This is a genomic window from Streptomyces sp. NPDC085946, assembly GCF_044540485.1.
In the GTDB taxonomy this organism is placed as follows: Bacteria; Actinomycetota; Actinomycetes; order Streptomycetales; family Streptomycetaceae; genus Streptomyces.
Genome location: NZ_JBITSF010000011.1, coordinates 59,923 through 84,029 on the forward strand (window position 1 = coordinate 59,923; position 24,107 = coordinate 84,029).

The window sequence follows — 24,107 nt, forward strand, 5'->3', positions numbered from 1 at the left end:
TCTCACGCTCGGGACCCAGGGAAAGCGCTTTCTCACATGCGACAACCCGGCGGGGACGAACACCCCGGCGCCTCCCGCGCCGGTGTGCTCGCGCCGCCACCACCCCGGCGCGGGGCTTCACCCGGAAGCCGGCGCGCCCTGCACGACGGGCGCGCGGCGCGACGGCGCACCGCGCCCGCGCACCGCGCGGTCCACGGGTGACGGCCGCCAGGGACGGGGGGCCGTCACCCGGACGGCGCCACCGGTCCTGCCACGGACCGGCGCTGGCACCGCTCCGCACCACCCCGCACCGCTCCGCACGACCCGGCGACGGGGGCACCACCCGCTCACGGCGGTCCCGCCGTGAGCGGGCACCGGGTGCTCCCGGCGTCCGACCGCGTCCTCGCCGGGGTCTCGTACGACGGCGAGCACGGCACCCGCAGCACGGCCGGCCGGCGATCTGCCCTGCGGCAGGTCGGCCACCTCGACGGCCCGCCGAGCAAGTACAGCACGGAGTACGGCGCCCGGCACGACCACGGCCGGCGCCACCGCACCACCCCCGGTGTCACGGCCGGGCGGCGCCGCCCGCACCGGACCCGGCACCCCACCGGCACCACTCAGCAGGCTCGACGAAAGGGCAGACGAGGATGAGACGACCCAGGACGCTGCAGCTCTCCGCGGGGGCGGCCACGCTGGCCCTGGCAGCCGCGACCGGGGTGCTGCTGTCGACGCCCGAGGCGTCGGCGGCGGCCGGCGGCGCCACCGGCTACGCGACCCAGAACGGCGGCACCACCGGCGGCGCGGGCGGACAGACGGTGCGCGCCACCACGGGCACCGCGATCCACGCGGCCCTGTGCGGCCGCGCCAGCAGCAGCACCCCGATCACCATCCAGGTCGAGGGGACGATCAACCACGGCAACACCAGCAAGGTGTCCGGCGGCAGTTGCAGCACCGCCGACGGCGTGATCGAGCTCAAGCAGATCAGCAACGTCACGATCGTCGGGGTCGGCAGCGGAGCCGTCTTCGACCAGTTGGGCATCCACATCCGCGACTCCCGCAACATCATCATCCAGAACGTGACGGTCCGGAACGTCAAGAAGTCGGGCTCCCCCACGTCCAACGGCGGCGACGCCATCGGCATGGAGAGCAACGTCCGCAACGTGTGGGTCGACCACGTCACCCTGGAGGCGTCGGGCGGGGAGTCGGAGGGCTACGACGGCCTGTTCGACATGAAGGACAACACGCAGTACGTGACCCTGTCCTACAGCACCCTGCGCAACTCCGGCCGCGGCGGGCTCATCGGCTCCAGCGAGAGCGACACCTCCAACGGCTACGTCACCTTCCACCACAACCTGTACGAGAACATCGACTCCCGCACCCCGCTGCTGCGCGGCGGCATCGCCCACATCTACAACAACCACTACAAGAACCTCAACGAGTCGGGCATCAACTCCCGGGCCGGCGCCCGCGCCAAGGTGGACAACAACTACTTCGAGGACTCCAAGGACGTCCTCGGCACCTTCTACACCGACGCGGCCGGCTACTGGCAGGTCAGCGGCAACGTCTTCGACAACGTGACGTGGTCCGCCCGCAGCGGCGACCACAACCCCGCCGGGCCGAACCCGCAGTCCAACACGACGGTCGGCATCCCGTACGCCTACACCCTCGACGCCGCGGCCTGCGTACCGGACGTCGTCGGCCGGACCGCCGGCGCCGGCAAGGGCCTCCAGGTGTCGGACGGCAACTGCTCGCCCCAGACGCCGGCGCCGACCCCGACGACCCCGGCCCCGACGCCCACCACGCCCACCCCGACGCCGACCCAGCCCAGCGGAACCAACCTCAGCATCGGGGCCGGCGCCGACGGCTCCAGCAAGGCCGACGGGACGAGCTACGGCAACGTGCGCGACGGGAACATGAACACCTACTGGTCGCCGTCCGGTTCGACCGGTTCCGTCTCCGTCAAGTGGGGCTCCCCCACCGCGGTCTCCCGCGTCGTCATCCGCGAGGCGGCCGGCTCCACGGGCGGCATCGGCTCCTGGCGGCTGCTGAACGCCGACACCGGTGCCGTCCTGGCCTCGGGCAGCGGAGCGGGGACCATCTCCTTCGCCCGGACCTCGCTGCAGAAGATCACCTTCGAGATCACCGGCTCGAACGGCACGCCCCGCGTCGCCGAGTTCGAGACCTACGCCGGGTAGCCCGGCGCCCCGCCCGGGCAGCCGGGCCGCGGCGGCACCGCCCCGCGGCCCGGCTGCCCGGGCGCACCTGCGCGCGAAGGCCCGTGGCGCTCAACTCCTTGCTATAGGTTGCCGCTTGACACGCGCATACCGAACTGGAGTGCCCGCATGACCGACACCCCCACCTCCGACGACCCGTACGACCGGATCAGGACCGATCAGCCGCACACCGCACGGATCTGGAACTACTGGCTGGGCGGCAAGGACAACTACGAGGTGGACCAGCAGGCGGGCGAGCAGATCCGCGCGCTGCACCCCGGTATCGGCGAGTACGCCCGCGCGGACCGGCAGTTCCTCGGACGGGCGGTCGAGTACCTGGTGACCGACTGCGGCATCCGGCAGTTCCTGGACATCGGCACCGGGCTGCCCACCGCCGACAACACCCACGAGGTCGCCCAGCGCCTCGCGCCGGACTCCCGCGTCGTGTACGTCGACAACGACCCGATCGTCCTCGCGCACGCCGAGGCCCTGCTCTACAGCACGGCCCAGGGCCGCACCGCCTACCTCGACGAGGACCTGCGCAACGTCGACACCATCCTGGAGCAGGCCCGGGAGACCCTCGACCTCAGCCGGCCCGTGGCCCTGATCCTGCTCGGCGTCGTCATCTTCATCGAGGACGACGAGGAGGCCCACGGGATCGTGCGGCGCCTGATGGACGCCCTCCCGAGCGGCAGTCACCTGGTGCTGTCCCACACGATCACCCGGCCGGACCTGCCCGACGTCGACGCCGCGGTCGCCTTCTGGAACGAACACGGCACCCCCAGGCTGACCCAGCGCACCCCCGACGCGGTCCGCCGCTTCTTCGACGGCCTCGACCTCCTGGAGCCCGGCGTGGTCTCCTGCAACCGCTGGCGCCCCTCCGACGGCGGCGCCGAGCCGGCCGAGGAGGTCGCCATGTTCGGCGGTGTGGCCCGCAAGCCCTGACCGCACCCCGCCCCGGCCGGCGGCCCGGACCGGCCGGGGCCCGCTCCGTGCGGAGGTCCCGGCGCCGGCGGTCCGCCGGCCGGGCCGTGGCTCAGTCGGGCCCCTGCGGGAGGTAGAAGGTCTGCCGCAGGAAGGCGGCCATGTCCTCCAGCGCCTGCACGTAGCCGGACGTGTAGCGGGGGTCCGTGTCGGTCCGCCGGCTCTCGGCCCGCGCCCAGCGGTCCAGGTGGAGCGCGATCCGCAGGTGGTTGCGGTAGAGCACGCCGTACCGCCCGTCCAGCGCGGCCCGTGCGCGGTCCTCGTCCCAGTCCTCCAGGGCGCGGGTGTCGAAGTCCAGCAGTTCGTCGTCCGACGGCTCCACCGGTCTCCTCCTCCGCACTCCCCCGCCCGTGCCGCGATCGGTCCCTGTCTCCACGATGCCCCACGGACGGTGTTCCCTCAGCTCGGGAGCGGCCGGGCGGGGACCCGCCCACGGCGGTCCCCGCCCAGGGCGGTGCCGCCCGCCGCCCCCGGCCGTCGTCCGGCCGGACTCACCCGGCGTCGCACACCGTACGCGGATCGGCGCCCTTGGGTGCCGGTGGTGCGACCAGCGGATCGTCACTGCCCGCCGGGCGTCCGCACACGGTTTCCGACCGCACCTTGTGGCCCCGGTAGGTCACCCGCACGATCTTGTACCCGTGTCCTCGCTGGGGGGCGTACGGCTGGCTCCCGGCGAAGCTGACCGTGCCGACCGGCAGGTTGGGGTTGGGGCGCCAGCGCAGGTCGGCCCAGGTCTCCGGGGCCGTCTGCGGGGCGTCGCCCTTCTTCGCCGCCCGGTACAGCACGGCGGTGGCGCTGTACGCCATGACCGACTGGCCGCTGGAGAACAGCGCGTCGTTCCAGGGCCGGGCGGGGTCGGCGAGCGCCGGCGGCGTCACGCCCTCGGGGAGCAGCGCGGCGAGGGCCCGGCGGGCGTCCTCGTAGAAGCCGGTCGTGCCGACCAGGTCCATCGGCGCCAGGGCGAAGTGGTAGAGGGTGACCTCCTCCGGGATGCGCAGGCTCTCGCCCTCGTCGTAGTTGCTCTTGGTCAGGTCGTCGCCGGTGAACACGGTGATGTCCCGGCCGGAGCAGCCCGGGGTGGAGCCGAGCTGGGACATCAGGTTGGGCACGTCCTCCACGCGCCCCGCGAAGTACAGGGCCTTCGGCACCGGGTCGCTCGCGCAGATCTCCTCGACCGGCGTGGTGAGTTCCGGCTCGCCGTTGGGGCTCAGTCCGTACTTCTGGGCGGGCAGCAGGCCGAACCCGGCCCGGTCGAGCATGAGCTGGCCCACCCGCGCCTGCTCGGTCGTGTAGTAGTCCTTCTCGCTGCCGACCTTGCGGGACAGCACCACGGCCCGCGCGCCGGGCTCGTCGCGGGCCAGCTGCCGCGCGAGGACGAGCATCGCCTCGGCCTGCTCCTCGTCGGTGGCGGCCAGGCCGAACCAGTTGGAGAGCCCCTTGGCGAGGTGGCTGCCGGAGTTGGTGGTGCTCACCACGGGCAGGCCCGCGCCCTTGAGGACGGTCCCGGCGTCGTCGCTCTCGGTGGTGTCGCGCCCCATGCCGACGACGCCGACCACGGACCGGTCGCGGCGGGCCAGGTCCGCGACGCGGCGGGCCATGGGCATGGTGTGCAGCATGTTCTCGCCCGCGTTGGCGAGCAGCACCCGGATCTTGGTCGGCTGGTGGGTGCTGACGTTGGTGTAGTGCTGGTAGAGGTAGACGCCGGTGATCTCCTCCAGTCCCTTGCGGGTGTGGGCCTCGTCCTCGGCGGTGACGGGACCGGCGTAGATGATCGTCACGTACTTGTCGCCGGGGCCGATCCTCGCGTTCTCGTCCCTGATGGCGCGCTCGACGGCGTCGAAGGTGACCCCCTTGCCGGCCCCGTACAGCGACAGGCTGTTGCCCGCGGCCAGGCGCACGTCACCGGTGGCCACGCCCACGCACTCGCCGTCCACCAGGACGGAGTCCGTGTTGGAGCCCAGCAGCCGGCCCTGGCAGTACCGCTCGGCCATCCACCGGTTGCCGAGGAAGCCGAGGGCCAGGGCGATGGCGAGCACCACCGCCAGGCAGGGCCGGGACCACAGCAGCCAGGCCGCGGTGCGGCGGATCCGGGTGGTGGCGTGCTGCGCGGAGTGCCGGCGGCGCAGTTCGTCGGCGGGCAGCGGTATGCGCAGGATCCACGGCAGCGCCGCCGCCCGGCCGGGTGACTGGCCGGCGTTGAGGTTGGTGACCCACTCCTGGTACCGGACGTCGGCCGCGAAGGCCCGCTCCGGGTCGTCCCCGGTCTCGTCGGGCCGGGAAGGGGCGGGCTGTCCGGGGGCCTCGGAGCCCGGGGGCCGCAGCCGCTCGGCCGCCGGGGCCGCGGCCAGCACCAGCAGCGGATCCACCTCGCTGCGGCGGCTGCGCACGTTGCTGATGGCCCGCAGCAGCAGCAGGCCGCCGTCGTCCTCGGTGGCGCACGGCAGGTACACGACGGGAGGGACGGTGCGCTTGCGGCGGCGCAGGTCGAGCGTCCGCGGCCGGAAGTTCTCGCGCAGGTCCTCCAGCAGGGCCAGCACCCGCAGTTCCACGTGGAACTGACGGGCCGTCGGGTCGCCCGCCTGGGCGGCGACGACCTGCTGGGCGACGGCGAAGGCCCGGCCCCGGATGGTCTCCCACGACTTCGCCGGGCGCCAGCGGGACCACTCGGCGGCCTCCGGCCGGTCGCTCGCGGGGGCCAGGAAGGTGGTGGTCGCGAACCAGCGGCTGGCCCTGCGCAGCCACAGCAGCGGCGGCGCGCTGCGCGCCAGCAGGTGGACCGCGCCGAACGCCGCCAGCGCCAGCGCCCCGCCCCACACGGCCGTGCGCCAGCCGCCCTCGCCCAGCAGCACGCTCAGGCAGGCGATGAACATCGCCCCCACGAAGCCGGACGGGTTCGCCACGGCGCCGACGGTGTCCGCCAGCGCCGAGGCACGGCCCTGTCCGTCGGCGTCGTCCAGGTCCCGTCCCGGCCGCCAGCGCAGCTCGGCGAGGCGCCGCATCAGCCGCTCGCGGCGCTGGGCGGCGGACCACACCGTGGTCACCTCGCCGCCGACCTCGGGCGCGGCCTGCTCGATCGCGCGCAGCAGCCGGGAACGCGGGAAGTCGAACCCCTTGTACTGCGACTGCCTCTCGTTGTCCCAGGGGTGTTCGCACAGCTGGCGCACCATGTCGATCGCGGAGGAGTAGGCGTCCGACCCGCCTCCGCCGTCCAGCCGCTTGGCGATCAGCCCCCGCGGCTGATGGCCCTGCCGGACGAACTCCACGACCTGCGCCACCCGTCTGTCGAGCGCGCCGGACGCGTCCTCCTCCGCGGCCTGGAGGACCACCAGCGGTGTCACCGGCGGGTTGTCCCGGAAATTGTCGATGAGCCGTCTCATCAGCTCGAAGACCGCGTCGGCCGCGCCGATCCCGGCGCTGCCGCTCCACACCTCTCTCGTCACGTGCTCCGCCCCCGTCGCATCAGCCTTGTCCGGCACCCCCCGGATCCGATGGAGATACCCCGCACCGGACGGAACTGCACCGCACAGACGTTCCGAATCCCTCACGGACCTGTCACGGAACGGGACTTCGCGGGCGCCACCGGGATCGGTCCGCCCCGGGGCCGGCCCGTACGACGGCGGGCGGGCGGCGGGGAACGGCGGCGGAAAGAACAAAGGCAAGGAGTCACCGGCTCCTTGCCACTCTCAACGTATAGCGCACCGGGGGGCTTGCGGCAAGGCCCCCGGGGTGCCGCAGAATCGGCGGCCGAAGCCAGGACCAGCAGAAATGTGGTGCACATGACTGACGTGATCATCGTCGGCGCCGGACCGACCGGTCTGATGCTGGCCGCCGAGCTGCGGCTGCACGACGTGCGCGTGCTCGTGCTGGAGCGGCTGTCCGAGCCGACCGGGCAGTCCCGCGGACAGGGGCTGCACGCGCGCAGCGTCGAGATGATGGACCAGCGCGGCCTGCTGGACCGGTTCCTCGCGGTCAGTGAGAAGTTCCAGGTCGGCGGTCTCTTCGGCGGCATCACGAAGCCCTGGCCGGACCGCCTGGACACGGCCCACCCCTACGGCCTCGCCACCCCGCAGCCGGTCACGGAGCGGCTGCTGAACGAGCGGGCCCTCGAACTCGGTGCCGAGATCCGGCGCGGCAGCGAAGTCGTCGGACTGAGCCAGGACGCCGACGGGGTGACCGTCGAGCTGGCGGACGGCACCCGGGAGCGCTCGCGCTACCTCGCCGGCTGCGACGGCGGCCGCAGCGTGGTCCGCAGGCTGCTGGGCGTCGGCTTCCCCGGCGAGCCCGCCAAGGTCGAGACGCTGCTGGGCGAGATGGAGGTGACCGCGGACCCGGACACGATCGCCGCCGTCGTCGCCCGGGTCCGCGAGACCCAGCTGCGGTTCGGCGCCGCCCCGCTGGGGGACGGGACGTACCGCCTCGTCGTACCCGCCGAGGGGGTGTCCGAGGACCGTACGGCCCAGCCGACGCTGGAGGAGTTCCGGCAGCGGCTGCGGGCCACCGCGGGCACCGACTTCGGGGTGCACACGCCCCGCTGGCTGTCCCGGTTCGGCGACGCCACCCGGCAGGCCGAGCGCTACCGGGTCGGCCGGGTGCTGCTGGCCGGCGACGCCGCGCACGTCCACCCGCCGACCGGCGGGCAGGGGCTCAACCTCGGCATCCAGGACGCGTTCAACCTCGGCTGGAAACTGGCCGCCGAGGTTGCCGGCTGGGCGCCGGACGGGCTGCTGGACAGCTACCACGCCGAGCGCCACCCGGTGGGCGCCCGCGTGCTGGACAACACCCGCGCGCAGATCGCGCTGCTCGGGGCCGACCCCGGTGCGGCCGCGCTGCGGCGGCTGTTCTCGACGCTGATGGACTTCGAGGAGGTGAACCGGTACGTGACCGGCATGATCACGGCCGTCGGGGTCCGTTACGACCTCGGCGAGGGCCACGCGCTGCTCGGCCGCCGGATGCGGGACGTGCCCCTGGAGCGGGGCCGCCTCTACGCGCTGATGCACCGCGGCCGCGGGCTGCTCCTCGACCGGACCGGCCGGCTCTCGGTGACGGGCTGGGCGGACCGGGTCGACCACGTCGTCGACGCCGGCGGGGAACCGGACGTGCCCGCCGTGCTGCTGCGGCCGGACGGACACGTGGCCTGGGCCGGCGAGGACCAGCAGGACCTCCTCGGCCACCTGGCGAAGTGGTTCGGCGCCGCCGCGGGCTGAGCACGTGTGAGCCCGGGCCGGAGGGCGGCCGCCCTCCGGCCCGCGGCGGCTCAACGGGTCCGGGGCGGCAGTCTCCACACCCGGAAGTCGCTGATGCGGAAGTGGCTCCAGGTGGTCCGGAAGGCGAAGTGCCCGGCCGTGTACGGCTCCGGGTCCTCGTAGTCGAAGACCAGCCGGCCGTTGTTCCACCAGCGGACCGTCGGACCGTCGGAGAGGATCCGGACGTGGTGCGGCTCGTTCGGGACGAGCAGCGGCTCGGTGTAGTCGTACACCAGCGGGCGCACCCCCGCCTCGCCGACGTAACGGCGCAGCCGGGTCGTGGTGTTGGTGTTGGCGCCGTAGCCGACGTAGTAGGTGCGCAGGTGGTCGTACTCGGCGAGGGCGCCGCCGCGGCGGGTGGCGAAGAGGTCGTGCGGGGAGCGGCTGTCGGTGGCGTTCCAGAAGTTGTTGAGGTCCGAGACGCGGTCGTTGGCACCGCCCTCGGCGACCGGCGTGGCGGTGTACCGGAGCACGTACGGCCCCTCCAGGCGCTGCCTGAACCAGACGGTCGCGCCGCTCGGGACGTCGATCTCCAGGACGCCGCGGGAGGCGGTGACGGTGCCGCCGTCCTGGAGTTCGACGGCCCATCGGCCCAGGCCGTGGCGGAAGTCGTCGCGGGCGACGAGGCGTCCGCGGCGGCGTTCGCCGGGGGACGCCTGCGCGGTGCCCGGGGCGACGGCAGCGAGGGCGGCGCCGGCCGCCAGGGCCGTGAAGGCCCTACGCGTGGTGGTCACGGGAGACGGCTCCTTCGGGTGTGGTGATGAGGGGCCTCGGCACGCGGCGGGTCTCGGTGCCGAGGTAGTAGTCGGTGTACGTGGACTGCAGGTAGCCGCGCACGGTCCAGCCGAGGCGGTAGGCGGGGTTCTGCGCGAGGGTGTAGATCCGGGTCGAGGTCGGCTCGGTGGTGGTGTACAGGCGCAGGGCCGTGTGGTCGGTCGTCTCGGCGAGGATCTCCTCGCGCCAGTCGCCGACCAGGTCCCCGTAGAAGGGGGTGGCGTTGCGGGCGCCGGAGACGACGCCGGACGGAGCGAAGACCTTCGCGCCGGTCCCGGTCGCCGGGTCCCACTTCTCGACATGGGTGTAGTCGAGGAGTTCGGCAGCCTTGTCGCCGTCCCACCAGATGCGGAAGTTGACGCTCGGGGTGGTCGTGGCGATCCTGCCGTCCCGGACGTTGAAGACGCCGGCGCCGGGCCGGGTGACGTCGGCGGTGGAGGTCCAGTACTCGTAACCCGGGTGGCCGGGGTCGATGTCGGCGGCGTTGCCGCGGCCGACGTCCAGGTCGGCCTCGCTCACCGGGTCGGCCGGGTGCGCGCCGGTCGCGAGGCGCTCGCCGGTGCCGGCGTCGTAGTAGTACCAGGGGAAGCCGGACACGACGCCCAGTTCGGACTGCTGGACGGCGAAGCCCTCCAGGCCGGGGCGGGCGGGGTCGAGGTCGGCGATGTCGAAGCGGTCGCCGTGCCCGGCGCCGTCGACGACGTAGCGCAGGGTGCCGTCGTCGTCGACGACGTAGTTGCCGTCGGCGATCTCGTCCCTGCCGTCCTGGTCGAGGTCGACGGTGCGGATCTGGTGGAAGCTGGTCGCGCCGCTGTCGGCGGGCACCACGTACTTCCAGCGGCGGGTGAGGTCGGTGCCGTCGAAGTCCCAGGTCTGGAACAGGATGCGGAACGCGCCGCGCCTGGCGCCGACGCGGGTGACCAGCTTGGTGACCAGGCTGGGGTGCCGGCCGTCCAGGTAGGCGATGCCGAAGTGGCCGCCGGAGGGGCCGTCGGCGGTGAAGTCGCCGGGCACCGGCTGCCGGGTGCGTTCGGTGCCGGTCGCCCCGTCGACGACGGAGACGAACTGGTCGGCGGGCGAGGCCGCGTCGACCCGGGAGCCGTCGGCGAAGGTGGTGCCGTCGGCGGTGTGCAGCAGCACCTCGGCGCGGCCGTCGCCGTCGAGGTCGTGGACGGTGACGTTGTCGTCGTTGCGGTACCCGCCGATGGCCGTCGAACCGCTGATGGCGGCGGGCGCCGGGTCGTTGGCGCCGTTGCCGGGCGCCTGGGCGAGCGAGTTCGGCCCGAGGTCGACGCGCCACAGCCGTTCGCCGGTGAGCGCGTACGCCTCCAGCAGGTCGGTGCCGGAGCGGTCCGCGGACAGCCGGCTGACGACGAGCTCGTGGCGGCCGTCGCCGTCGAGGTCGCCCGGCCAGGCGTGCTGGACGGTGTAGCCGTCGGCGGTGGCGAGCGGGATCTCGGCGTACCCGCCGGCGAAGTCGAGCGCGGCCCGGCCCGCCCGGCGCTCCCGGCCGTCGACGACGGCCCGGACGGTGTAGGTGCCCTTGCCCCGGGTGTCGTCCTGGTAGGTCGTCGAGCGGGTGATCGGGGTGCGGTTGAGCCGGCGTCCGTTCTTGTACACGTTGAACGCGATGTCGTCGCCGTACCGCGCGTACTCGGTGCCGAGCAGGCGCCAGCTGAGGAAGGTGCCCTTGCCGGAGGGTACGGCGACCAGGCCGCGGTCGAGGTGCTCCACGATCCGGCGGGGGGTCTCGGGGGCGGCGTCGGCGGCGGGCGCGGTGAGCAGACCCGCCAGGAGGGCGGCGGCGACGGCGGCGACGGTTCTTCGGGGGTGCGGCACGGGCACGGTGATCTCCATGGTCGGATGGCGGAGCAGCGCGGGGAAAGCGCTTGCTGGCCGGGGAGATCACTGTCTCCCCAGCCTGCCCCGGGTGTCGACGGTCCGGGCCCTCCTGCCACAAGAACGCAATGAAACGATCATGAAAGTGCCGGGTGGGGCGGGGTGCCGGGGGGATCGCCCGAGAGGCGTGCCCGCTCACCGCGGTGGACCATGGGAGGGCGGCCCCGCGCAGGGCGCCGGAGACGGGCGGACAGGAGGAGCCGATGGCGCGCCTGGCGGCACCCCGCCCGTTCGGCACGTCCACCGTGGCCGTGGCGCTGTGCCTGGGCTTCCTGCCCGGCACGGCGGGAACCGGGCCCGACCAGGTGGAACGCCTGCGCGCCGAGGTGCACGAGGTCCTCCCGCACGACCCGCGCGCCTTCACCCAGGGGCTGGAGGTGCGGGAAGGCCGGCTGTACGAGAGCACGGGGCGGTTCGGGGAGTCCTCGGTCCGCTCGGGCCCGCCCGGCGGGCCCCCGAGCGTGGTGGCGAGGCTGCCGGAGCACTGGTTCGGCGAGGGCATCACCGTGGTGGGCCGCGGACTGTGGCAGCTCACCTGGAAGAACGGCGTCGCCGTCCGGCGCGACGCGCGCACCCTCGAGGAGGTCCGGCGCGTCCCCTACCCGGGCGAGGGCTGGGGCATCTGCTACCAGCACCGCCGCCACCGCCTCGTCACGAGCGACGGCTCGGCACGGCTCACCTTCCGCGACCCCGACGACATGACCGCGACGGGAGGGGTGACCGTCACGCTGCGGGGCCGGCCGGTCGAGAAGCTCAACGAACTGGAGTGCGTGGGCGACAGCGTCTACGCCAACGTGTTCACGACCGACCGCATCGTGCGGATAGACGCCGGCACGGGGCACGTCACCGCGACGGTCGACGCGTCGGGCCTCGGCAGGACCGCGCGGCCGGACGAGGTCCTGAACGGGATCGCCGCGCTTCCCGGCGGCAGCCAGTTCCTCCTCACCGGCAAGCGGTGGGAGGAGATGTTCCGGGTCTCCTTCGTCCCGGCCGCCCGGTGAGGAGCGGGGAGGCGGCCGGCCTCACCGACAGGGCACAACCCTTCGGATACTTCGCGAGTCACACCGGACAGGAGGAAACGCCTCCTGAATCCACAAGGGGGAAATATGGGATTCAAGCGTTCCGCACTGACCGCCGCCGCATTAGGAGCCCTGGCGGCCGGGACCACGACCGCCCTGGCGGCGCCCGCGTCCGCCGCGCCCGACACCACACCGCAGAAGGTCTGCGGCAGCGGTTACGCGACCGTGAACTCCGCGCCCATCGGCTCGCTGGGCACCGTCTACCTGACGTACAACGCCGCGAACGGCCAGAACTGCGTGGCGACGATCCGGAACAGCCCGGGCACCGCCCTGCCCATGTCCGCGTGGGTCTACGTGCCCGACACCGAGGAGAGCGACGCGGACTCCGGGCGGTACACGTCCTACGCGGGACCGACCCGGGTCTACGGCAAGGGCCACTGCGTGGACTGGGGCGGCAACATCGCCAACGTGTACGTGACGGTGTACGGCTCCAACTGTGAGGCCCTGAAGGAGCGGCGGGTCACCTACACCCGCTGATCCGCCCACGGGGAGGGCGCGTGACCGGAAACAGCCCCGACGGCCCGGCCGGGGGGCTGCTTTCGGCCAGCGCCTGGCCAAGACGCGTCACCGGGCCGGACTGCTCTGTTCCGGCCCGGTGATGATCAATAGCCTTGTGCGGTACGCATGTTCCTTGACCTGAAGGAGCTCCATGTCCACCGCGCAGCAGGTCCCCGACATCCTCTCGCCCGAGTTCGCGGCAGATCCCTACCCGGCCTACCGCGCGATGCGCGAGAGCGCGCCCCTCTTCTGGCACGAGGCCACCCAGAGCTACGTCGTCTCCCGCTACGAGGACGTGGAGAGGATCTTCAAGGACAAGAAGAACGAGTTCACCACCGACAACTACGACTGGCAGATCGAGCCCGTCCACGGCAGGACGATCCTCCAGCTCAGCGGGCGCGAGCACGCCGTGCGGCGGGCGCTGGTCGCCCCGGCCTTCCGCGGCAGCGACCTGCAGGAGAAGTTCCTGCCCGTCATCGAGCACAACTCCCGGGAGCTGATCGACGCCTTCCGGCACACCGGGTCCGCCGACCTGGTGGCCGACTACGCGACCCGTTTCCCGGTCAACGTGATCGCCGACATGCTGGGCCTCGACAAGGCCGACCACGCCCGGTTCCACCGCTGGTACACGTCGGTCATCGCCTTCCTCGGCAACCTCTCGGGCGACCCGGAGGTGACCGCGGCCGGGGAGCGCACCCGGGTGGAGTTCGCCGAGTACATGTTCCCGATCATCCGGGAGCGCCGCGAGAACCTCGGTGACGACCTGCTGTCCACGCTGTGCGCCGCCGAGGTCGACGGGGTGCGGATGAGCGACGAGGACATCAAGGCGTTCTGCAGTCTGCTGCTCGCCGCGGGCGGCGAGACCACCGACAAGGCCATCGCCAGCATCTTCGCCAACCTCCTGCTGCACCCCGAGCAGCTCGCGGCCGTACGGGAGGACCGCGGCCTGATCGCCCGGGCCTTCGCCGAGACGCTGCGCTACACGCCCCCCGTCCACATGATCATGCGGCAGTCGGCCACCGAGGTCGCCCTCAGCGGCGGCACCGTTCCGGCCGGCGCCACCGTCACCTGCCTGATCGGGGCGGCGAACCGGGACCCGGAGCGCTACCGGGAGCCGGACCGGTTCGACATCTTCCGCGACGACCTGACCACGGCCACCGCCTTCTCCGCCGCCGCCGACCACCTGGCGTTCGCGCTCGGCCGGCACTTCTGCGTCGGGGCCCTGCTCGCCAAGGCCGAGGTGGAGATCGGTGTCGGCCAGCTCCTCGACGCCATGCCCGACGTGCGGCTCGCCGACGGTTTCGACCCCGTGGAGCAGGGCGTCTTCACCCGGGGGCCGCAGTCCCTGCCGGTACGGTTCACCCCGGTCGCGCCCTGACGGCCGGCCGGGTCGGGCGCTCGGCGGCCGACCCGGCTCACCACGCCGGGCGTGCTACTGCACGACCGGCGTGAACTGCACCGGCAGCGCCGTCAGGCCGCGCATCCAGATGGAGGGGCGCCAGGTCAGCTCCTCCGGCTCCACCGCGAGCACCAGGTCGGGCAGCCGCTCCAGCAGCGTCTCGACGGCCGTGCGGGCGATGACGTCGGCCAGCAGCGGGGCCGGGTAGGGGCAGCGGTGCTCGCCGTTGCTGAACGACAGGTGCGCGGAGTTCTCCGCCCCGACGTGCGCCTCGGGCCAGATCAGCGGGTCGGTGTTGGCCGCGGCCAGTCCCAGCACCAGGCAGTCGCCCGCCCGGATCTGCCGCCCGCCGAGCTGGGTGTCGCGCACCGCCCAGCGGCCGATGAAGTTCTGCGTCGGCGTGTCGAGCCAGAGCACCTCGTTGAGCGCCTCGCCGACGCTCAGCCGGCCGCCCGACACGTTCAGGGCGAAGCGCTCGTCGGTGAGCAGCAGCCGGAGCGTGTTGCAGATCCAGTTCGCGGTGGGCTGCTGCGCCGCGGCGATGACGGAGATCAGGTCCTGCACGACCTCCTCGTCGGTCAGCCCCGCCGGATGCGTCAGCATGCGGGAGGTGACGTCGGGGCCGGGCCGCTCCCGCTTCTCCTTCACCAGCTGCGCGATCCGCTCCCCCACCCGCGTGTACGCGGCCACCGGGTCGTCGCCCTCGGCCGCGTCGAGGGAGATGCGCAGGTCCTCCACGAGCCGCTGGGTGTCCGTGCCGGTGGCCGGCATGCCGCACATCTGGACCGCCGCGCGCATCGGCAGGGCGTGCGCGTAGGCGCTCATCAGCTCGGCCTGGCCGCTGCCCGCGAAGGAGGCGATGAGCCGGTCGGCGATCTGCTGGCACTCGCGGCCCAGTTCGAACTGGTCGACGCCCTCCAGCGCCTGCGTGATCACCCCGGCCCGCCGCCGGTGCTCCTCGCCCTCGGTGAACAGCACCGACGGCTGGTAGCCCACGAACGGCATCAGCGGCCAGTCCGCGGGGATGTTCTCCCACTGGTTCCAGCGCCGCGAGTCGCGCGCGAACAGCTCGTCGTGCCGGGTCACGTAGGTGACCTCGGAGTAGCCGAGCACCAGCCAGGCGGGGATGTCCCCGTCCAGCAGGACCGGCGCCACCGCGCCGTGCCGGCGGCGCAGTTCGCGGTAGAGCTGCGACGGCGTCTGCTGGTACTCCAGACCGGCCAGGCGCACCGCGCCCGCGTGGGCGGGGCAGCCCGGCGGTGCCGCGTGCGGGGAGGGGGATCCGGTGTCGGTCACGGTGTCGTCTCCTGGGCCATGGCCCGTTCGTAGAGGTGGTCCACGAGGGTGATCAGTACGTCCTTGCCCGACGACCTGACCCGGGCGTCGCAGTCGACCAGCGGCACGTGCGCGGGCAGGGACAGCGCCTGGCGGATCTCGTCCAGGGAGTACCGGCGGGGGTCGTCGTCGAACCGGTTGACGGCCACGACGAACGGCGTCCGGTGGTGCTCCAGCCGGTCGATCGCGTACCAGGAGTCGTCCATGCGCCGGGTGTCGACCAGGACGACCGCGCCGAGGGTGCCGGAGAAGAGCCGGTCCCACAGGAACCAGAAGCGTTCCTGGCCGGGGGCGCCGAACAGGTACAGCACCATGCGGTCGTTGAGGCTGATCCGGCCGAAGTCGAACGCCACGGTGGTGGTGGTCTTCGCGGCGACCCGGTTCGTCTCGTCGACGCCGACCCCCGCCTGCGTCATCACCTCTTCGGTGTTGAGCGGCCGGATCTCGCTGACGGAGCGGACCAGGGTCGTCTTGCCGACGCCGAACCCGCCCACGATGACGATCTTCAGGCCGGTCTCGGCGGCGTCGGACAGGGGTGTGCGCCGGGCGGGCAGCTCAGAGGTTGCGGAGCCCATGGAGCACCTCCTTGAGAAGGGCGGAATCGGGGAGCGAGGCGGCGGAGCGGGCCGCGCGCGGGTGGCGGGCGGTGATGCGGCCCATGGCGAGGAGGTCGCCGAGCAGGATGCGCACCACCGTGATGGGCAGCTTCAGCTCGGCGGCGATCTCCACGACGGCCGTCGGATGCCGGCACAGTTCCAGGATCCGCGCGTGCTCCGACTGCATCCCGGCGCCGGGCTCGCACTCGGCCACCACCAGCGTGACCAGGTCGAACGCGTCGTCCGCCCGGCTGCGCCCGCCGGTGACCGTGTAGAGCCGGTGGGGGTCGCCGGTGTCCACGGGCCTGCGCATCACGAGGAGGCGCTCCCCTGGGTGCCCCCGCGCGGTTCGGCCCGCAGGTGCTCGCCGATCTGCTCGACCAGTTCGGTCATCTGGTGGCCGACGACGCCGGGGTCGGCGTTCTCCTCGGCGAGGACCGCCAGGTGGGCGCCCTGGCCGGCCTCCACGATGAAGAGCAGGCCGCCGTGGAACTCGGTCATGGAGTGGCGGACGCCGCCGCTGCCGTCGCCGAACTCGACGGACGCGCCCTGCGCGAGGGCCTGCATGCCCGAGCAGATCGCCGCCAACTGGTCAGCCTGGTCGAGCGTGAGGTGTTCGGTCCAGCAGAGCTTCAGGCCGTCCCGGGACAGGACCAGGGCGTGCCGGGTGCCGGGGGTGCGCTCCAGAAGGCCCTGCAGGAGCCAGGTGAGGCTGTTGTCGGTGGTCTGCATGGTGGGTGGTGGGGCCGTGGTGTCCAGGTGTCCGGACGTCCGCGGCCCGTTCCTCCAATCTGACGAACTCGAGCGGGGGGTGGGGGGCGCCGAAGCCCCGGGCGCCGTGCGGGAGGTCGGGGGACCTAGTCGGTGGCCGGCGGCTCGGCTTCGGTGCCGGTCCCGGAGGGCGCGGTGTCGCCGCCGGAGGGCGCGTTGTCGCCGCCGGAGTGGCGTCCGCGGTGGAAGGCGCCGAAGCGTGCGCCCGCGTCCCGCGCGACGGCCGGCGCCGGCCGGTGCGCCTCGTCGCCCGCGGGGGCCTCGGCCGTCTCCCTGCGCTGCCGGCGCTCCCGCTCGGCCTCGGCCATGGTGCGGCCGGGTGCGCGGACCGGCAGCCCGTTGGGCGTGGAGTCCGCGGTGCGCCGGTGGGCGTCCTGCTCGGGGGTTTCGGCGAGGGCGGCGGGACGCGGTGTGGCGACCGGGCGCGCGGCGGGGTCGGGCACTGCGGCCGTCGCGGGCGGGACGGCGGGGGCGGGCCCGGGCGTGGGCGCGGCGACGGTGGGACGGCGCGGGGTCTCGCGCGGCGCGGGTTCGCGCTTCTGGGCGAGCAGCTGCGGGGGCAGCAGGACGACGACGCCGGTGCCGCCGCGCGACGAGGGCCGGTAGTTGACGCTGATGCCGTACTTGACGGCCAGGCGCCCGACCACGGCCAGGCCGAGCCGGGTGCCCTGGAGCGAGGCGAGGTCGGTGACGCGTCCGGCCACCGCCTCCTCGGCGTGCCGCATGGCCGCGTCGGCCATCTTCAGGCCGCTGTCCTCGATGGTGACGACCAGTCCGGCGCTGCGTTCCTCGACGTAGACGTGGACCTCGTCGATCGGCGGCGAGAAGTTGGCGGCGTTGTCCATCAGCTCGGCGAGCAGGTGCATGACGCCTTCGGCGGCGAAGCCGGAGATGGCGGCGTCCGTGGAGCAGTGCAGCCGGACCCGCTGGTAGGCCGCGATCCGGCCGACCGCGCCGCGCAGGATGCTCTCCATGACGATCGGCTTGTTCCAGGCGCGGCTGGAGCGGCCGCCCATGAGCAGGGCCAGGCGGTCGGTCATCAGGCCCAGCTGGGAGGTGCTGTGGTCCAGCTTCAGCAGGTCGCCGAAGACCTCCTCGCCGTGCCGCTCCTGCATCTCGCGCAGGTCGGCGAGCATGCTGACGGCCTTGGCCTGGACGCGGCTGAGGGCCTTGGCCGAGGCGGCCTGCGCGGCGGCGGCCCGCCGCTCGCTGTACGCGAGTTCGCGGACGAACTGCTCGGCCGGCAGACGCAGCAGGGGCAGCCGCGGCAGGTCCAGCTCGGCGAGGACGGTGTCGGCGGACTGGCCCTCGCGCAGCCTGGCCACCGCGGCCGGCAGCGTCTCCGCGGTCAGCCGCTCCAGCTCCTCCCTGCCCCGGTCCACGTCCCGCTGGACGCTGCTGCGTTCGCTGTCCAGGGCGGCGGCGTACTGCACGACCTGCTCCAGCGCGGCGGCGAAGGTGTGCACGATCTGGCGGAGCTGGGGATCGGCGGGCGGGGCCACCCGGCCCACGGCGGCGTTCGCGCTCTCCCCGTCCCGCAGCCGCTTGGCGACGGCGGGCAGGGTGACGTTCACCAGGTGTGCGGCCTCGGCCGTCTGGTGCGCCAACTGCCTGCTGAGGTCGGCGACTTCGGCGCCCCTCGCGGCGGCGGAACGGCGGGCACGGCGGATCAGCGCGGTACCGGCCACGACGGCGACCGCCAGGAGGACCCAGACGATCAGGGCCGAAGCCGCCGCCCACGCACGGGCGTGGGCGGGTGCGGCCGCGATCGCGCCGCCGGCGGCCGCGGCGCTCACCAGCAGCACGGCCAGGGGAACGGCCGGCGAGGCGTGCCGCGCTGTGGCGGACCGATGTGGCATGGCCGGTGCAGGCTCTGACATTCCGCGGATCCTCGGTCTTGAGCGGGAGAGGTACGGGTCGACCGGCGTACGACGGCCGCACGTCGGGAGGAGGACGCCAACCCGACATGATCGTCCGGGCCCCGGACACTGGCTCATGCTAGTCACCCGGTCGAGTGCTTCGATCGGACTGAGTGGACAGTCCGCCGAGCCGGCGATTTCGTCGCGAACGTGCCGCGGGACCAGGGAGCCGTGGTAGAGGAACGATCTGCTCCGAACCGGGCGGCCCGCCTTCCGGATGTCCCGTTAGGTCGCTTTACACGACCCGTCCCGCCGTCAACTCCCCGGCCTTGCTTCACCGTTACGGGCACTGAAGTGCCGTCCCGGTGGCCGGTTTTCGGCCAACTCCCGGTCGGTCCGGCCGCATTGGCATATGCCGGAGCGCGGCCGTCGACCGGGAGGAGGGCGCCTCAGCCGCGGTCGCCGGTGCCGCTCGCGGGCCGGTCGTGGACGCGGACCCACAGCACCACCACGGCCAGCGAGACGAGCCCGACGGCCGCCGCGCTCCAGACGCCCGCGCGGACCCCGAGGGGAAGGAGCACCGCGGCGGCGAGCGCCGCGCCGAGCTCGCGGCCGCCGGCCGTGACCCCGGAGGCCACGCCCTCCTTGCCGCGGTGCGCACGGGCGAGGCCGGCCGTGGACGTCGTGGGCACCAGCAGTCCCCAGCCCGCGCCCAGCAGGATCAGCGGGAGGACGAGCGCGGCGTAGTGGCCGAACAGCAGCGGGATCACGACCAGGACCCCGGCGACGAGGACCGACCCGAGGATCATCGCCCCGCGGACGCCGAGCCGGCCGATGACCCGGCCCGCCGCGAGCGCCGCGACGATGTTGCCGCCCGCCAGGGGCAGCAGCGCCAGACCGGCCTGGAAGGGCGTCATGCCCAGCTCGTCCTGGAAGCCCATGCTGGTGAGGTAGAGGGTGCCGAAGAACGCGGCGGTCCCGACCACGGTGACCACGGCGTTGGCACTGAAGGGCACGTCCCGCAGCTGGCTCGGCGGCAGCATCGGCGCCGGCGAGCGCCTCTCCACGCGGCCGAAGAGCCAGGCGGCCGCGCACGCCGCCACGGCGCCGGCCGCGAGCACGGCCGGGGGCAGGGCCCGCCAGTCGTGGGCGAGGAAGGCCACGAGGCCGAGCAGCACCACCATCAGCAGCAGTCCCGGCAGGTCGAGGCGGGCCGCACCGCCGCGCAGCGGGGGCAGTACGGGCCTGCCGATCAGGGCGAAGACCACCGCGAGGACGGCCACGGCGACGAACATGGCCCGCCAGGAGGACACCGACACCAGCGCCCCGCACAGCACCGGCCCGAGGGCGGCCCCCAGGGCGTTGGCGCCGGCCCAGATGCCGATGGCCCAGGAGAGCCGCCCGGGGACGTCCTCGTAGACGAACTGGATCATGGCGAGCGCGGACGGCAGGACGAGGGCCGCTCCCACGCCCTCCCCGAAGGTGCCGACGACCACCAGGGCGACGGTGGGGGCCGCGGCGGCGACGAGGCTGGCGGCACAGAACACGCCCAGCCCGGCCAGGAAGACGCGCCGCGCGCCGAACCGGTCGGTCAGCGCGCCTCCGGTCAGCGACAGCATGGCGAAGGCCAGCGTGTAGCCGGAGAGGACCCAGCCGATCGCCGTGTCGCCGGCGTCGAAGGTGGTGCGGATGGCGGGGGACGCGATGTTGAGACCGGAGGTCAGCAGGATCACCAGGAGGGTGCCGAGGCTGGTGCTGGCCAGCACGGTACCGGGCGACCTGCGCCGGGGGGCCGGTGCGGCGCGGGCTCCGACGTCGCCGGCATGAGTGCCCGTGGCCGCGTCGGGGACGGGGGGTGAGGGATGTTCGCTGCGCATGCCCACCAGGATATAGATAGTTCGCGAACGAATTATCTATCGATTCCTTCCCCCGCTTGTAACCTGGGTCTCCTCAGGTGCGAAGGGAGCGAACGACATGCCTGAAGCGGACTCCGTCGACGTCGCGACGGAGCAGTGGGCGGCGGCCTGCCCGCGCCTGGACGTCTCGCCCGGCGAGGTCCTCGCCCGGGTCCAGCGCCTCGCCCAGCTGATCGACGAGGCCCAGACCCGGCGGCTCCGGCGGCGCACCGGCCTGGTCGTGAACAACCTCGGCGACTTCGACGTCCTGCGGGCCCTGCGGCGCGTCGGGCCCCCCTACGCACTGACCCCCACCCGGCTGCGGCAGGCCATGCTCGTCTCCGGGGCCGGGCTCAGCGGCCGTCTGAAGCGGCTGGAGAAGGACGGCTGGATCACCCGCGCGGCGTCCCCGGACGACGGCCGCTCCTCCCTCGTGCGCCTCACCCCCGAGGGCGTCGCCGACCTCGACCGGGACCTGGAGGACCACTACGCGTTCGAGTCGGACCTCCTGCGGTCCCTGGACCTCGACCGACGCGGCCGGATGGCCGACGACCTGCGCACGCTGCTGCTCGACTTCGAGAAGCGGTTCTGACGGGCACGCCGCCGGGTCCCCCGCCCGTCTGAGCGGCGGCCCTGCTGCGGCGGGGCCGGGGGCGGGGCCGGGGCCCCGGGGCCCCGCCCCCCCCCCCCCCCCCGGGGCGCCCCCCCCCCCGCGGGGGGGGCGCCCGGGGGGGGGGGGGGGGGGGGGGGGGCCGGGCCCCCGGGCCCCCGCCCCCGCCCCCGTCCCGCGGGGTCACCCTCCCCCGGCCTGTGTGCAGCGGCGGGCGAAGTCCGCCGTGCGGGTGTGGCAGTCCTCGACGTCCTCGTCGGAGAGGCCCACCCACAGGTGGTTGCCGCCGGTGAGGAGGCGCAGGTCGGGGTGGTGGCCGGCCTGCCTCAGGGCCTCGGCGAGACGGACGGACTGGCGGGCGGGGACCAGGACGTCGTCGGTGCCGTGCAGGAGGAGGAAGGGCGGCGCGTGGGGGCCCGCGTGGGCGACCGGACTGGCGTCGCGGGCCGCCTCGGCCCGGTCCGCCAGGGCTCCGCCGAGCAGCAGCGCCTCGAAGGTGCCCGCGTCCCGGATGTCGTACGCGCCGTCGGGGAGGTCCTCGGCGAGTGCGGGCAGGTCGCTGGGGGCGTACCAGGTGACGCAGCCGGTGACCGTGGCACTGCCGGTGCGGGTGTGCTGGGTCAGCGCGGTCAGGGCGGCGAGGTGGCCGCCCGCCGACTCGCCCCACAGGACGGTGCGCGCGGTGTCGAGGCCGAGATCGGCGGCGCGGGTGTGCAGCCAGGCCAGGGCGGCGGCCAGGTCGTCCGCCTGGGCGGGGTGGTGGGCCTCGCCGCTGAGGCGGTAGTCGGGGCAGGCCACGGCGAATCCGGCCCGGGCCAGGCGGGCGAACGGGCCGGGCCGCCAGTGGCGGAAGCGGGGGCCGAGATCGTCGCGCAGGCCCGTGCGCCAGGCGCCGCCGTGGACGAAGACGACGACGGGCACCGGCCCGGTGGTCTCCTCGGGCAGCCACAGGTCGACGGTCAGGGGGCGGCTGCCGTCCCGGACCGCGTAGACGGCGCCGCGCAGCAGCCGTACGCCGTCGGCGGGGCGGGCGGGGTGCGGCAGGGGCAGCGCGGCCGGGTCGGGCGGCGCGAGCAGGTGCGGAGGGAAGGGCGCGGGGGCCGTGCCGGTCATGGTCGGTCCTTGGTCGTCAGCGGGCCGTGCGGGGCAGGATGCGGTGGGCGTTGGCTGTGGTCAGGGCCCGCCAACTCGCCGCGCCCCCGGGTGCCGGGGCGGCGTCCAGGCCCGCCACGTGGGCCTCCACTCCGGCGGCCGGGGTCCAGCAGTGGTCACTGCCGTACAGCAGCCGGTCGGGGCCGACCAGGCCCAGCAGGGCGGGCAGCTGGCGCGGCAGGGCGGGGCCGGCGAGGTCGTAGTAGAGGCGGCCCAGCTGCTCCACCGCACCGGGTGCCTCGGTGCCCGCCGGCATGAACATCTTCATGAACCCGTCGATGCGGTCGGCGAGGACCGGGAGCGCGCCGCCGCAGTGCGGCACGATCACCGTCAGGTTCCGGTGGCGGTCCAGGGTGCCGGCCATGAGCAGGTCGGTGACCGTGCGGGCGGTGTCGAAGATGAACTCGACCATCGGGCGGGGCCGTCCGAGGGCGGACCGCTCCCAGCACACCGGGGACGTCGGGTGCAGGAAGACGACCGCGCCGCGCCGGTCCAGCTCGGCCCAGACGGGCTCCAGGTCCGGGTTGCCGAGGTAGGTGCCGTGGGTGTTGGTCTCCAGGACCACGCCGTCGGCGTCCAGGGTGTCGCAGGCGTACGCGATCTCCTCCAGGGCGCCGTCGACGTCCGGCAGCGGCAGGGAGGCGAACAGGCCGAAGCGGCCCGGGTGCGCGCGCACGGTGCCGGCCCCGGCCTCGTTGACCTCGCGGGCCAGGCGGCGGGCGGCGGTGTCGTCGCCGAAGTGGACGCCCGGGGAGGAGATCGACAGCATCGAGGTCCGGATGCCGCAGCGGTCCATCAGGTCCAGGTGCGCCTCGGCCGACCAGGTGGGCCAGGCGGGTACGCCGTCGGGCAGGGCGTGCCCGGCGTCACGGGCCTGGCGGACGTAGGAGTCCGTGACGAAGTGGGCGTGGACGTCGAGGTATCCGGGCGGGTCGAGGGGCACGGGGCGCTCCTTGTCTGCGGCGTGGCGGCGGGTCGGTGAGGTGCGCGACGGGCGGGGCGGGATGCCAGGGGGACGGGCGCGCGGTGCTCGGGGCCCCGGGACCCGTCATGTGGGTCCGGCCCGCCCCGGCGCGGTGGTCAGCCGCCGGTGCGCCACGTGTGGCCGGGCAGGAAGGTCACGTCGTACTGCCGGGGCACGGTGCCGAACTTGTGGGGCTCGGGGACGAACGGCCGCTGCGGCAGGCCCATCTCGTCCGTGGGCGTGCCGAGGTTCTCGAAGAACCGCTCGAAGGTGCCGTTCGGGCCGGCGGCCACGCCGACGACCCGGCTGTGGTGCCGCTCGATCCGGTACGCGTGCACGCAGTTCTTCGGGACGAACCCGAAGTCGCCCTGCGTGAGCAGCTTCTCGTGCTGCTCGCCCTCCAGGTCCTCGACGAACAGGCGCACCGCCCCGTCGGTGATGTAGAAGACCTCGTAGGTGTCCGCGTGGGAGTGGGCGGGGATCGTGTCGCCCTTGGGTCCCTCGACCGTGAAGAAGTTGAAGGTGTTCTCCGTCTGCTCGCCGCCGGCGTAGACGGTGATCAGGTCGGTGAAGAGGTGGGCGCGGTCGCCCATGCCCTTCTCGATGAAGTACGGCTTGCCCGGCTCGGGCGGGATGTGGGAGCGCTCGCGGTAGCGGGTGGCGAACTCGATGGTCATCGTGAGCCTTCCTTGGTCGGGGACAGCACTCGGCCGGACCTGGCACGTGAGGGGGTGCGGCCGTGGCGGCGGACCGCGGCCGGCGGCACCGCGCGCGGGCGGCGGGCCGCGCGCCCGCGGGACGTTCGCGGCTCGTCCTCGGCGCGGTCGCTCCGACCAAACTAGGACCGGCGGGCGGGG

The 24,107-nt window shown here is 73.9% G+C and carries 21 protein-coding genes; 8 read left to right on the plus strand and 13 right to left on the minus strand.

Features of this window, described 5'->3' with window-relative positions:
• Positions 1 to 342: 342 nt before the first annotated feature.
• The 3 genes from ACIF8T_RS22445 to ACIF8T_RS22455 all read left to right on the plus strand — a co-directional run bounded on the left by ACIF8T_RS22445 (position 343) and on the right by ACIF8T_RS22455 (position 3,137).
• Complete coding sequence (locus ACIF8T_RS22445) at positions 343 to 630, plus strand: hypothetical protein (protein ID WP_400037682.1); 288 nt, start codon at positions 343 to 345, stop codon at positions 628 to 630.
• Positions 627 to 2,174 carry a polysaccharide lyase family 1 protein gene (locus ACIF8T_RS22450; protein WP_400037684.1) on the plus strand — a complete coding sequence of 516 codons (1,548 nt, stop codon included), beginning with the start codon at positions 627 to 629 and terminating at the stop codon, positions 2,172 to 2,174. The genes ACIF8T_RS22445 and ACIF8T_RS22450 overlap by 4 nt, the downstream gene beginning before the upstream one ends.
• A gap of 147 nt (positions 2,175 to 2,321) precedes the next feature.
• The gene (locus ACIF8T_RS22455) at positions 2,322 to 3,137 is read left to right on the plus strand and encodes an SAM-dependent methyltransferase (protein WP_400037686.1); all 816 of its coding nucleotides are present in this window, start codon (positions 2,322 to 2,324) and stop codon (positions 3,135 to 3,137) included.
• Positions 3,138 to 3,228: 91 nt separating this feature from the next.
• Here the strand turns inward: ACIF8T_RS22455 and ACIF8T_RS22460 are convergent, their stop codons facing one another.
• Positions 3,229 to 3,498, minus strand: a complete 270-nt coding sequence (locus ACIF8T_RS22460) for a hypothetical protein (RefSeq protein WP_400037688.1) — start codon at positions 3,496 to 3,498, stop codon at positions 3,229 to 3,231.
• A gap of 169 nt (positions 3,499 to 3,667) precedes the next feature.
• On the minus strand, positions 3,668 to 6,616 hold the full coding sequence (locus ACIF8T_RS22465; protein WP_400037690.1) for an ABC transporter substrate-binding protein: 2,949 nt from the start codon (positions 6,614 to 6,616) through the stop codon (positions 3,668 to 3,670).
• A 336-nt stretch (positions 6,617 to 6,952) separates the two neighbouring features.
• Between ACIF8T_RS22465 and rox the strand changes: the two genes are divergently transcribed.
• Positions 6,953 to 8,380 (plus strand): rifampin monooxygenase, encoded by a 1,428-nt coding sequence (rox, locus tag ACIF8T_RS22470; RefSeq protein WP_400037692.1) that lies wholly within the window; start codon positions 6,953 to 6,955, stop codon positions 8,378 to 8,380.
• Positions 8,381 to 8,430: 50 nt separating this feature from the next.
• On the opposite strand, the gene ACIF8T_RS22475 is transcribed toward rox, so the two are convergent.
• Together ACIF8T_RS22475 and ACIF8T_RS22480 are read right to left on the minus strand one after the other, a co-directional pair.
• On the minus strand, positions 8,431 to 9,153 hold the full coding sequence (locus ACIF8T_RS22475; protein WP_400037694.1) for a DUF6250 domain-containing protein: 723 nt from the start codon (positions 9,151 to 9,153) through the stop codon (positions 8,431 to 8,433).
• Positions 9,137 to 11,050, minus strand: coding sequence for a hypothetical protein (locus ACIF8T_RS22480; RefSeq protein WP_400037696.1), 1,914 nt, complete (start codon positions 11,048 to 11,050; stop codon positions 9,137 to 9,139). Before ACIF8T_RS22480 ends, ACIF8T_RS22475 begins: the two co-directional genes overlap by 17 nt.
• Before the next feature lie 245 nt (positions 11,051 to 11,295).
• Here ACIF8T_RS22480 and ACIF8T_RS22485 point away from each other — a divergent pair, with 245 nt between their 5' ends.
• The 3 genes from ACIF8T_RS22485 to ACIF8T_RS22495 all read left to right on the plus strand — a co-directional run bounded on the left by ACIF8T_RS22485 (position 11,296) and on the right by ACIF8T_RS22495 (position 14,047).
• Positions 11,296 to 12,093, plus strand: a complete 798-nt coding sequence (locus tag ACIF8T_RS22485; protein WP_400037698.1) for a glutaminyl-peptide cyclotransferase — start codon at positions 11,296 to 11,298, stop codon at positions 12,091 to 12,093.
• A gap of 105 nt (positions 12,094 to 12,198) precedes the next feature.
• Positions 12,199 to 12,648 (plus strand): spore-associated protein, encoded by a 450-nt coding sequence (locus tag ACIF8T_RS22490; RefSeq protein WP_400037700.1) that lies wholly within the window; start codon positions 12,199 to 12,201, stop codon positions 12,646 to 12,648.
• Between the two features lie 172 nt (positions 12,649 to 12,820).
• Positions 12,821 to 14,047 carry a cytochrome P450 gene (locus tag ACIF8T_RS22495; protein ID WP_400037702.1) on the plus strand — a complete coding sequence of 409 codons (1,227 nt, stop codon included), beginning with the start codon at positions 12,821 to 12,823 and terminating at the stop codon, positions 14,045 to 14,047.
• A gap of 54 nt (positions 14,048 to 14,101) precedes the next feature.
• Here the strand turns inward: ACIF8T_RS22495 and ACIF8T_RS22500 are convergent, their stop codons facing one another.
• From ACIF8T_RS22500 to ACIF8T_RS22525, 6 genes are all read right to left on the minus strand, one after another.
• Positions 14,102 to 15,364: a cytochrome P450 gene (locus tag ACIF8T_RS22500; protein ID WP_400037704.1), complete on the minus strand. Its 1,263-nt coding sequence runs from the start codon at positions 15,362 to 15,364 to the stop codon at positions 14,102 to 14,104.
• Complete coding sequence (locus ACIF8T_RS22505) at positions 15,361 to 15,978, minus strand: GTP-binding protein (protein WP_400037706.1); 618 nt, start codon at positions 15,976 to 15,978, stop codon at positions 15,361 to 15,363. The genes ACIF8T_RS22500 and ACIF8T_RS22505 overlap by 4 nt, the downstream gene beginning before the upstream one ends.
• Complete coding sequence (locus ACIF8T_RS22510) at positions 15,959 to 16,315, minus strand: DUF742 domain-containing protein (protein ID WP_400037708.1); 357 nt, start codon at positions 16,313 to 16,315, stop codon at positions 15,959 to 15,961. Before ACIF8T_RS22510 ends, ACIF8T_RS22505 begins: the two co-directional genes overlap by 20 nt.
• Positions 16,312 to 16,731, minus strand: a complete 420-nt coding sequence (locus ACIF8T_RS22515; protein ID WP_400037710.1) for a roadblock/LC7 domain-containing protein — start codon at positions 16,729 to 16,731, stop codon at positions 16,312 to 16,314. The genes ACIF8T_RS22510 and ACIF8T_RS22515 overlap by 4 nt, the downstream gene beginning before the upstream one ends.
• 125 nt (positions 16,732 to 16,856) lie before the next feature.
• Positions 16,857 to 18,629: a sensor histidine kinase gene (locus ACIF8T_RS22520; RefSeq protein ID WP_400037712.1), complete on the minus strand. Its 1,773-nt coding sequence runs from the start codon at positions 18,627 to 18,629 to the stop codon at positions 16,857 to 16,859.
• 449 nt (positions 18,630 to 19,078) lie between these two features.
• Positions 19,079 to 20,506, minus strand: a complete 1,428-nt coding sequence (locus ACIF8T_RS22525) for an MFS transporter (protein WP_400037714.1) — start codon at positions 20,504 to 20,506, stop codon at positions 19,079 to 19,081.
• A gap of 97 nt (positions 20,507 to 20,603) precedes the next feature.
• On the opposite strand from ACIF8T_RS22525, the gene ACIF8T_RS22530 reads away from it, so the two are divergent.
• Positions 20,604 to 21,116, plus strand: a complete 513-nt coding sequence (locus ACIF8T_RS22530; protein WP_400037716.1) for a MarR family winged helix-turn-helix transcriptional regulator — start codon at positions 20,604 to 20,606, stop codon at positions 21,114 to 21,116.
• A gap of 201 nt (positions 21,117 to 21,317) precedes the next feature.
• On the opposite strand, the gene ACIF8T_RS22535 is transcribed toward ACIF8T_RS22530, so the two are convergent.
• The 3 genes from ACIF8T_RS22535 to ACIF8T_RS22545 all read right to left on the minus strand — a co-directional run bounded on the left by ACIF8T_RS22535 (position 21,318) and on the right by ACIF8T_RS22545 (position 23,927).
• Entirely contained in the window at positions 21,318 to 22,247 is a 930-nt protein-coding gene (locus ACIF8T_RS22535; protein ID WP_400037718.1) for an alpha/beta hydrolase fold domain-containing protein, read from the minus strand.
• 16 nt (positions 22,248 to 22,263) lie between these two features.
• Positions 22,264 to 23,229, minus strand: coding sequence for an amidohydrolase family protein (locus ACIF8T_RS22540; RefSeq protein WP_400037720.1), 966 nt, complete (start codon positions 23,227 to 23,229; stop codon positions 22,264 to 22,266).
• A gap of 137 nt (positions 23,230 to 23,366) precedes the next feature.
• Positions 23,367 to 23,927: a quercetin 2,3-dioxygenase gene (locus ACIF8T_RS22545; protein ID WP_400037722.1), complete on the minus strand. Its 561-nt coding sequence runs from the start codon at positions 23,925 to 23,927 to the stop codon at positions 23,367 to 23,369.
• Positions 23,928 to 24,107: the final 180 nt, after the last annotated feature.

What these genes read in the sequence shown, in the direction of transcription:
- ACIF8T_RS22450 (WP_400037684.1), top strand. Translation starts at nt 627, where the DNA reads ATGAGACGACCCAGGACGCTGCAGCTCTCCGCGGGGGCGGCCACGCTG.
- ACIF8T_RS22455 (WP_400037686.1), top strand. Translation starts at nt 2,322, where the DNA reads ATGACCGACACCCCCACCTCCGACGACCCGTACGACCGGATCAGGACC.
- rox (WP_400037692.1), top strand. Translation starts at nt 6,953, where the DNA reads ATGACTGACGTGATCATCGTCGGCGCCGGACCGACCGGTCTGATGCTG.
- ACIF8T_RS22480 (WP_400037696.1), bottom strand. Translation starts at nt 11,050, where the DNA reads ATGGAGATCACCGTGCCCGTGCCGCACCCCCGAAGAACCGTCGCCGCC.
- ACIF8T_RS22485 (WP_400037698.1), top strand. Translation starts at nt 11,296, where the DNA reads ATGGCGCGCCTGGCGGCACCCCGCCCGTTCGGCACGTCCACCGTGGCC.
- ACIF8T_RS22490 (WP_400037700.1), top strand. Translation starts at nt 12,199, where the DNA reads ATGGGATTCAAGCGTTCCGCACTGACCGCCGCCGCATTAGGAGCCCTG.
- ACIF8T_RS22495 (WP_400037702.1), top strand. Translation starts at nt 12,821, where the DNA reads ATGTCCACCGCGCAGCAGGTCCCCGACATCCTCTCGCCCGAGTTCGCG.
- ACIF8T_RS22505 (WP_400037706.1), bottom strand. Translation starts at nt 15,978, where the DNA reads ATGGGCTCCGCAACCTCTGAGCTGCCCGCCCGGCGCACACCCCTGTCC.
- ACIF8T_RS22515 (WP_400037710.1), bottom strand. Translation starts at nt 16,731, where the DNA reads ATGCAGACCACCGACAACAGCCTCACCTGGCTCCTGCAGGGCCTTCTG.
- ACIF8T_RS22520 (WP_400037712.1), bottom strand. Translation starts at nt 18,629, where the DNA reads ATGCCACATCGGTCCGCCACAGCGCGGCACGCCTCGCCGGCCGTTCCC.
- ACIF8T_RS22525 (WP_400037714.1), bottom strand. Translation starts at nt 20,506, where the DNA reads ATGCGCAGCGAACATCCCTCACCCCCCGTCCCCGACGCGGCCACGGGC.
- ACIF8T_RS22530 (WP_400037716.1), top strand. Translation starts at nt 20,604, where the DNA reads ATGCCTGAAGCGGACTCCGTCGACGTCGCGACGGAGCAGTGGGCGGCG.
- ACIF8T_RS22535 (WP_400037718.1), bottom strand. Translation starts at nt 22,247, where the DNA reads ATGACCGGCACGGCCCCCGCGCCCTTCCCTCCGCACCTGCTCGCGCCG.
- ACIF8T_RS22545 (WP_400037722.1), bottom strand. Translation starts at nt 23,927, where the DNA reads ATGACCATCGAGTTCGCCACCCGCTACCGCGAGCGCTCCCACATCCCG.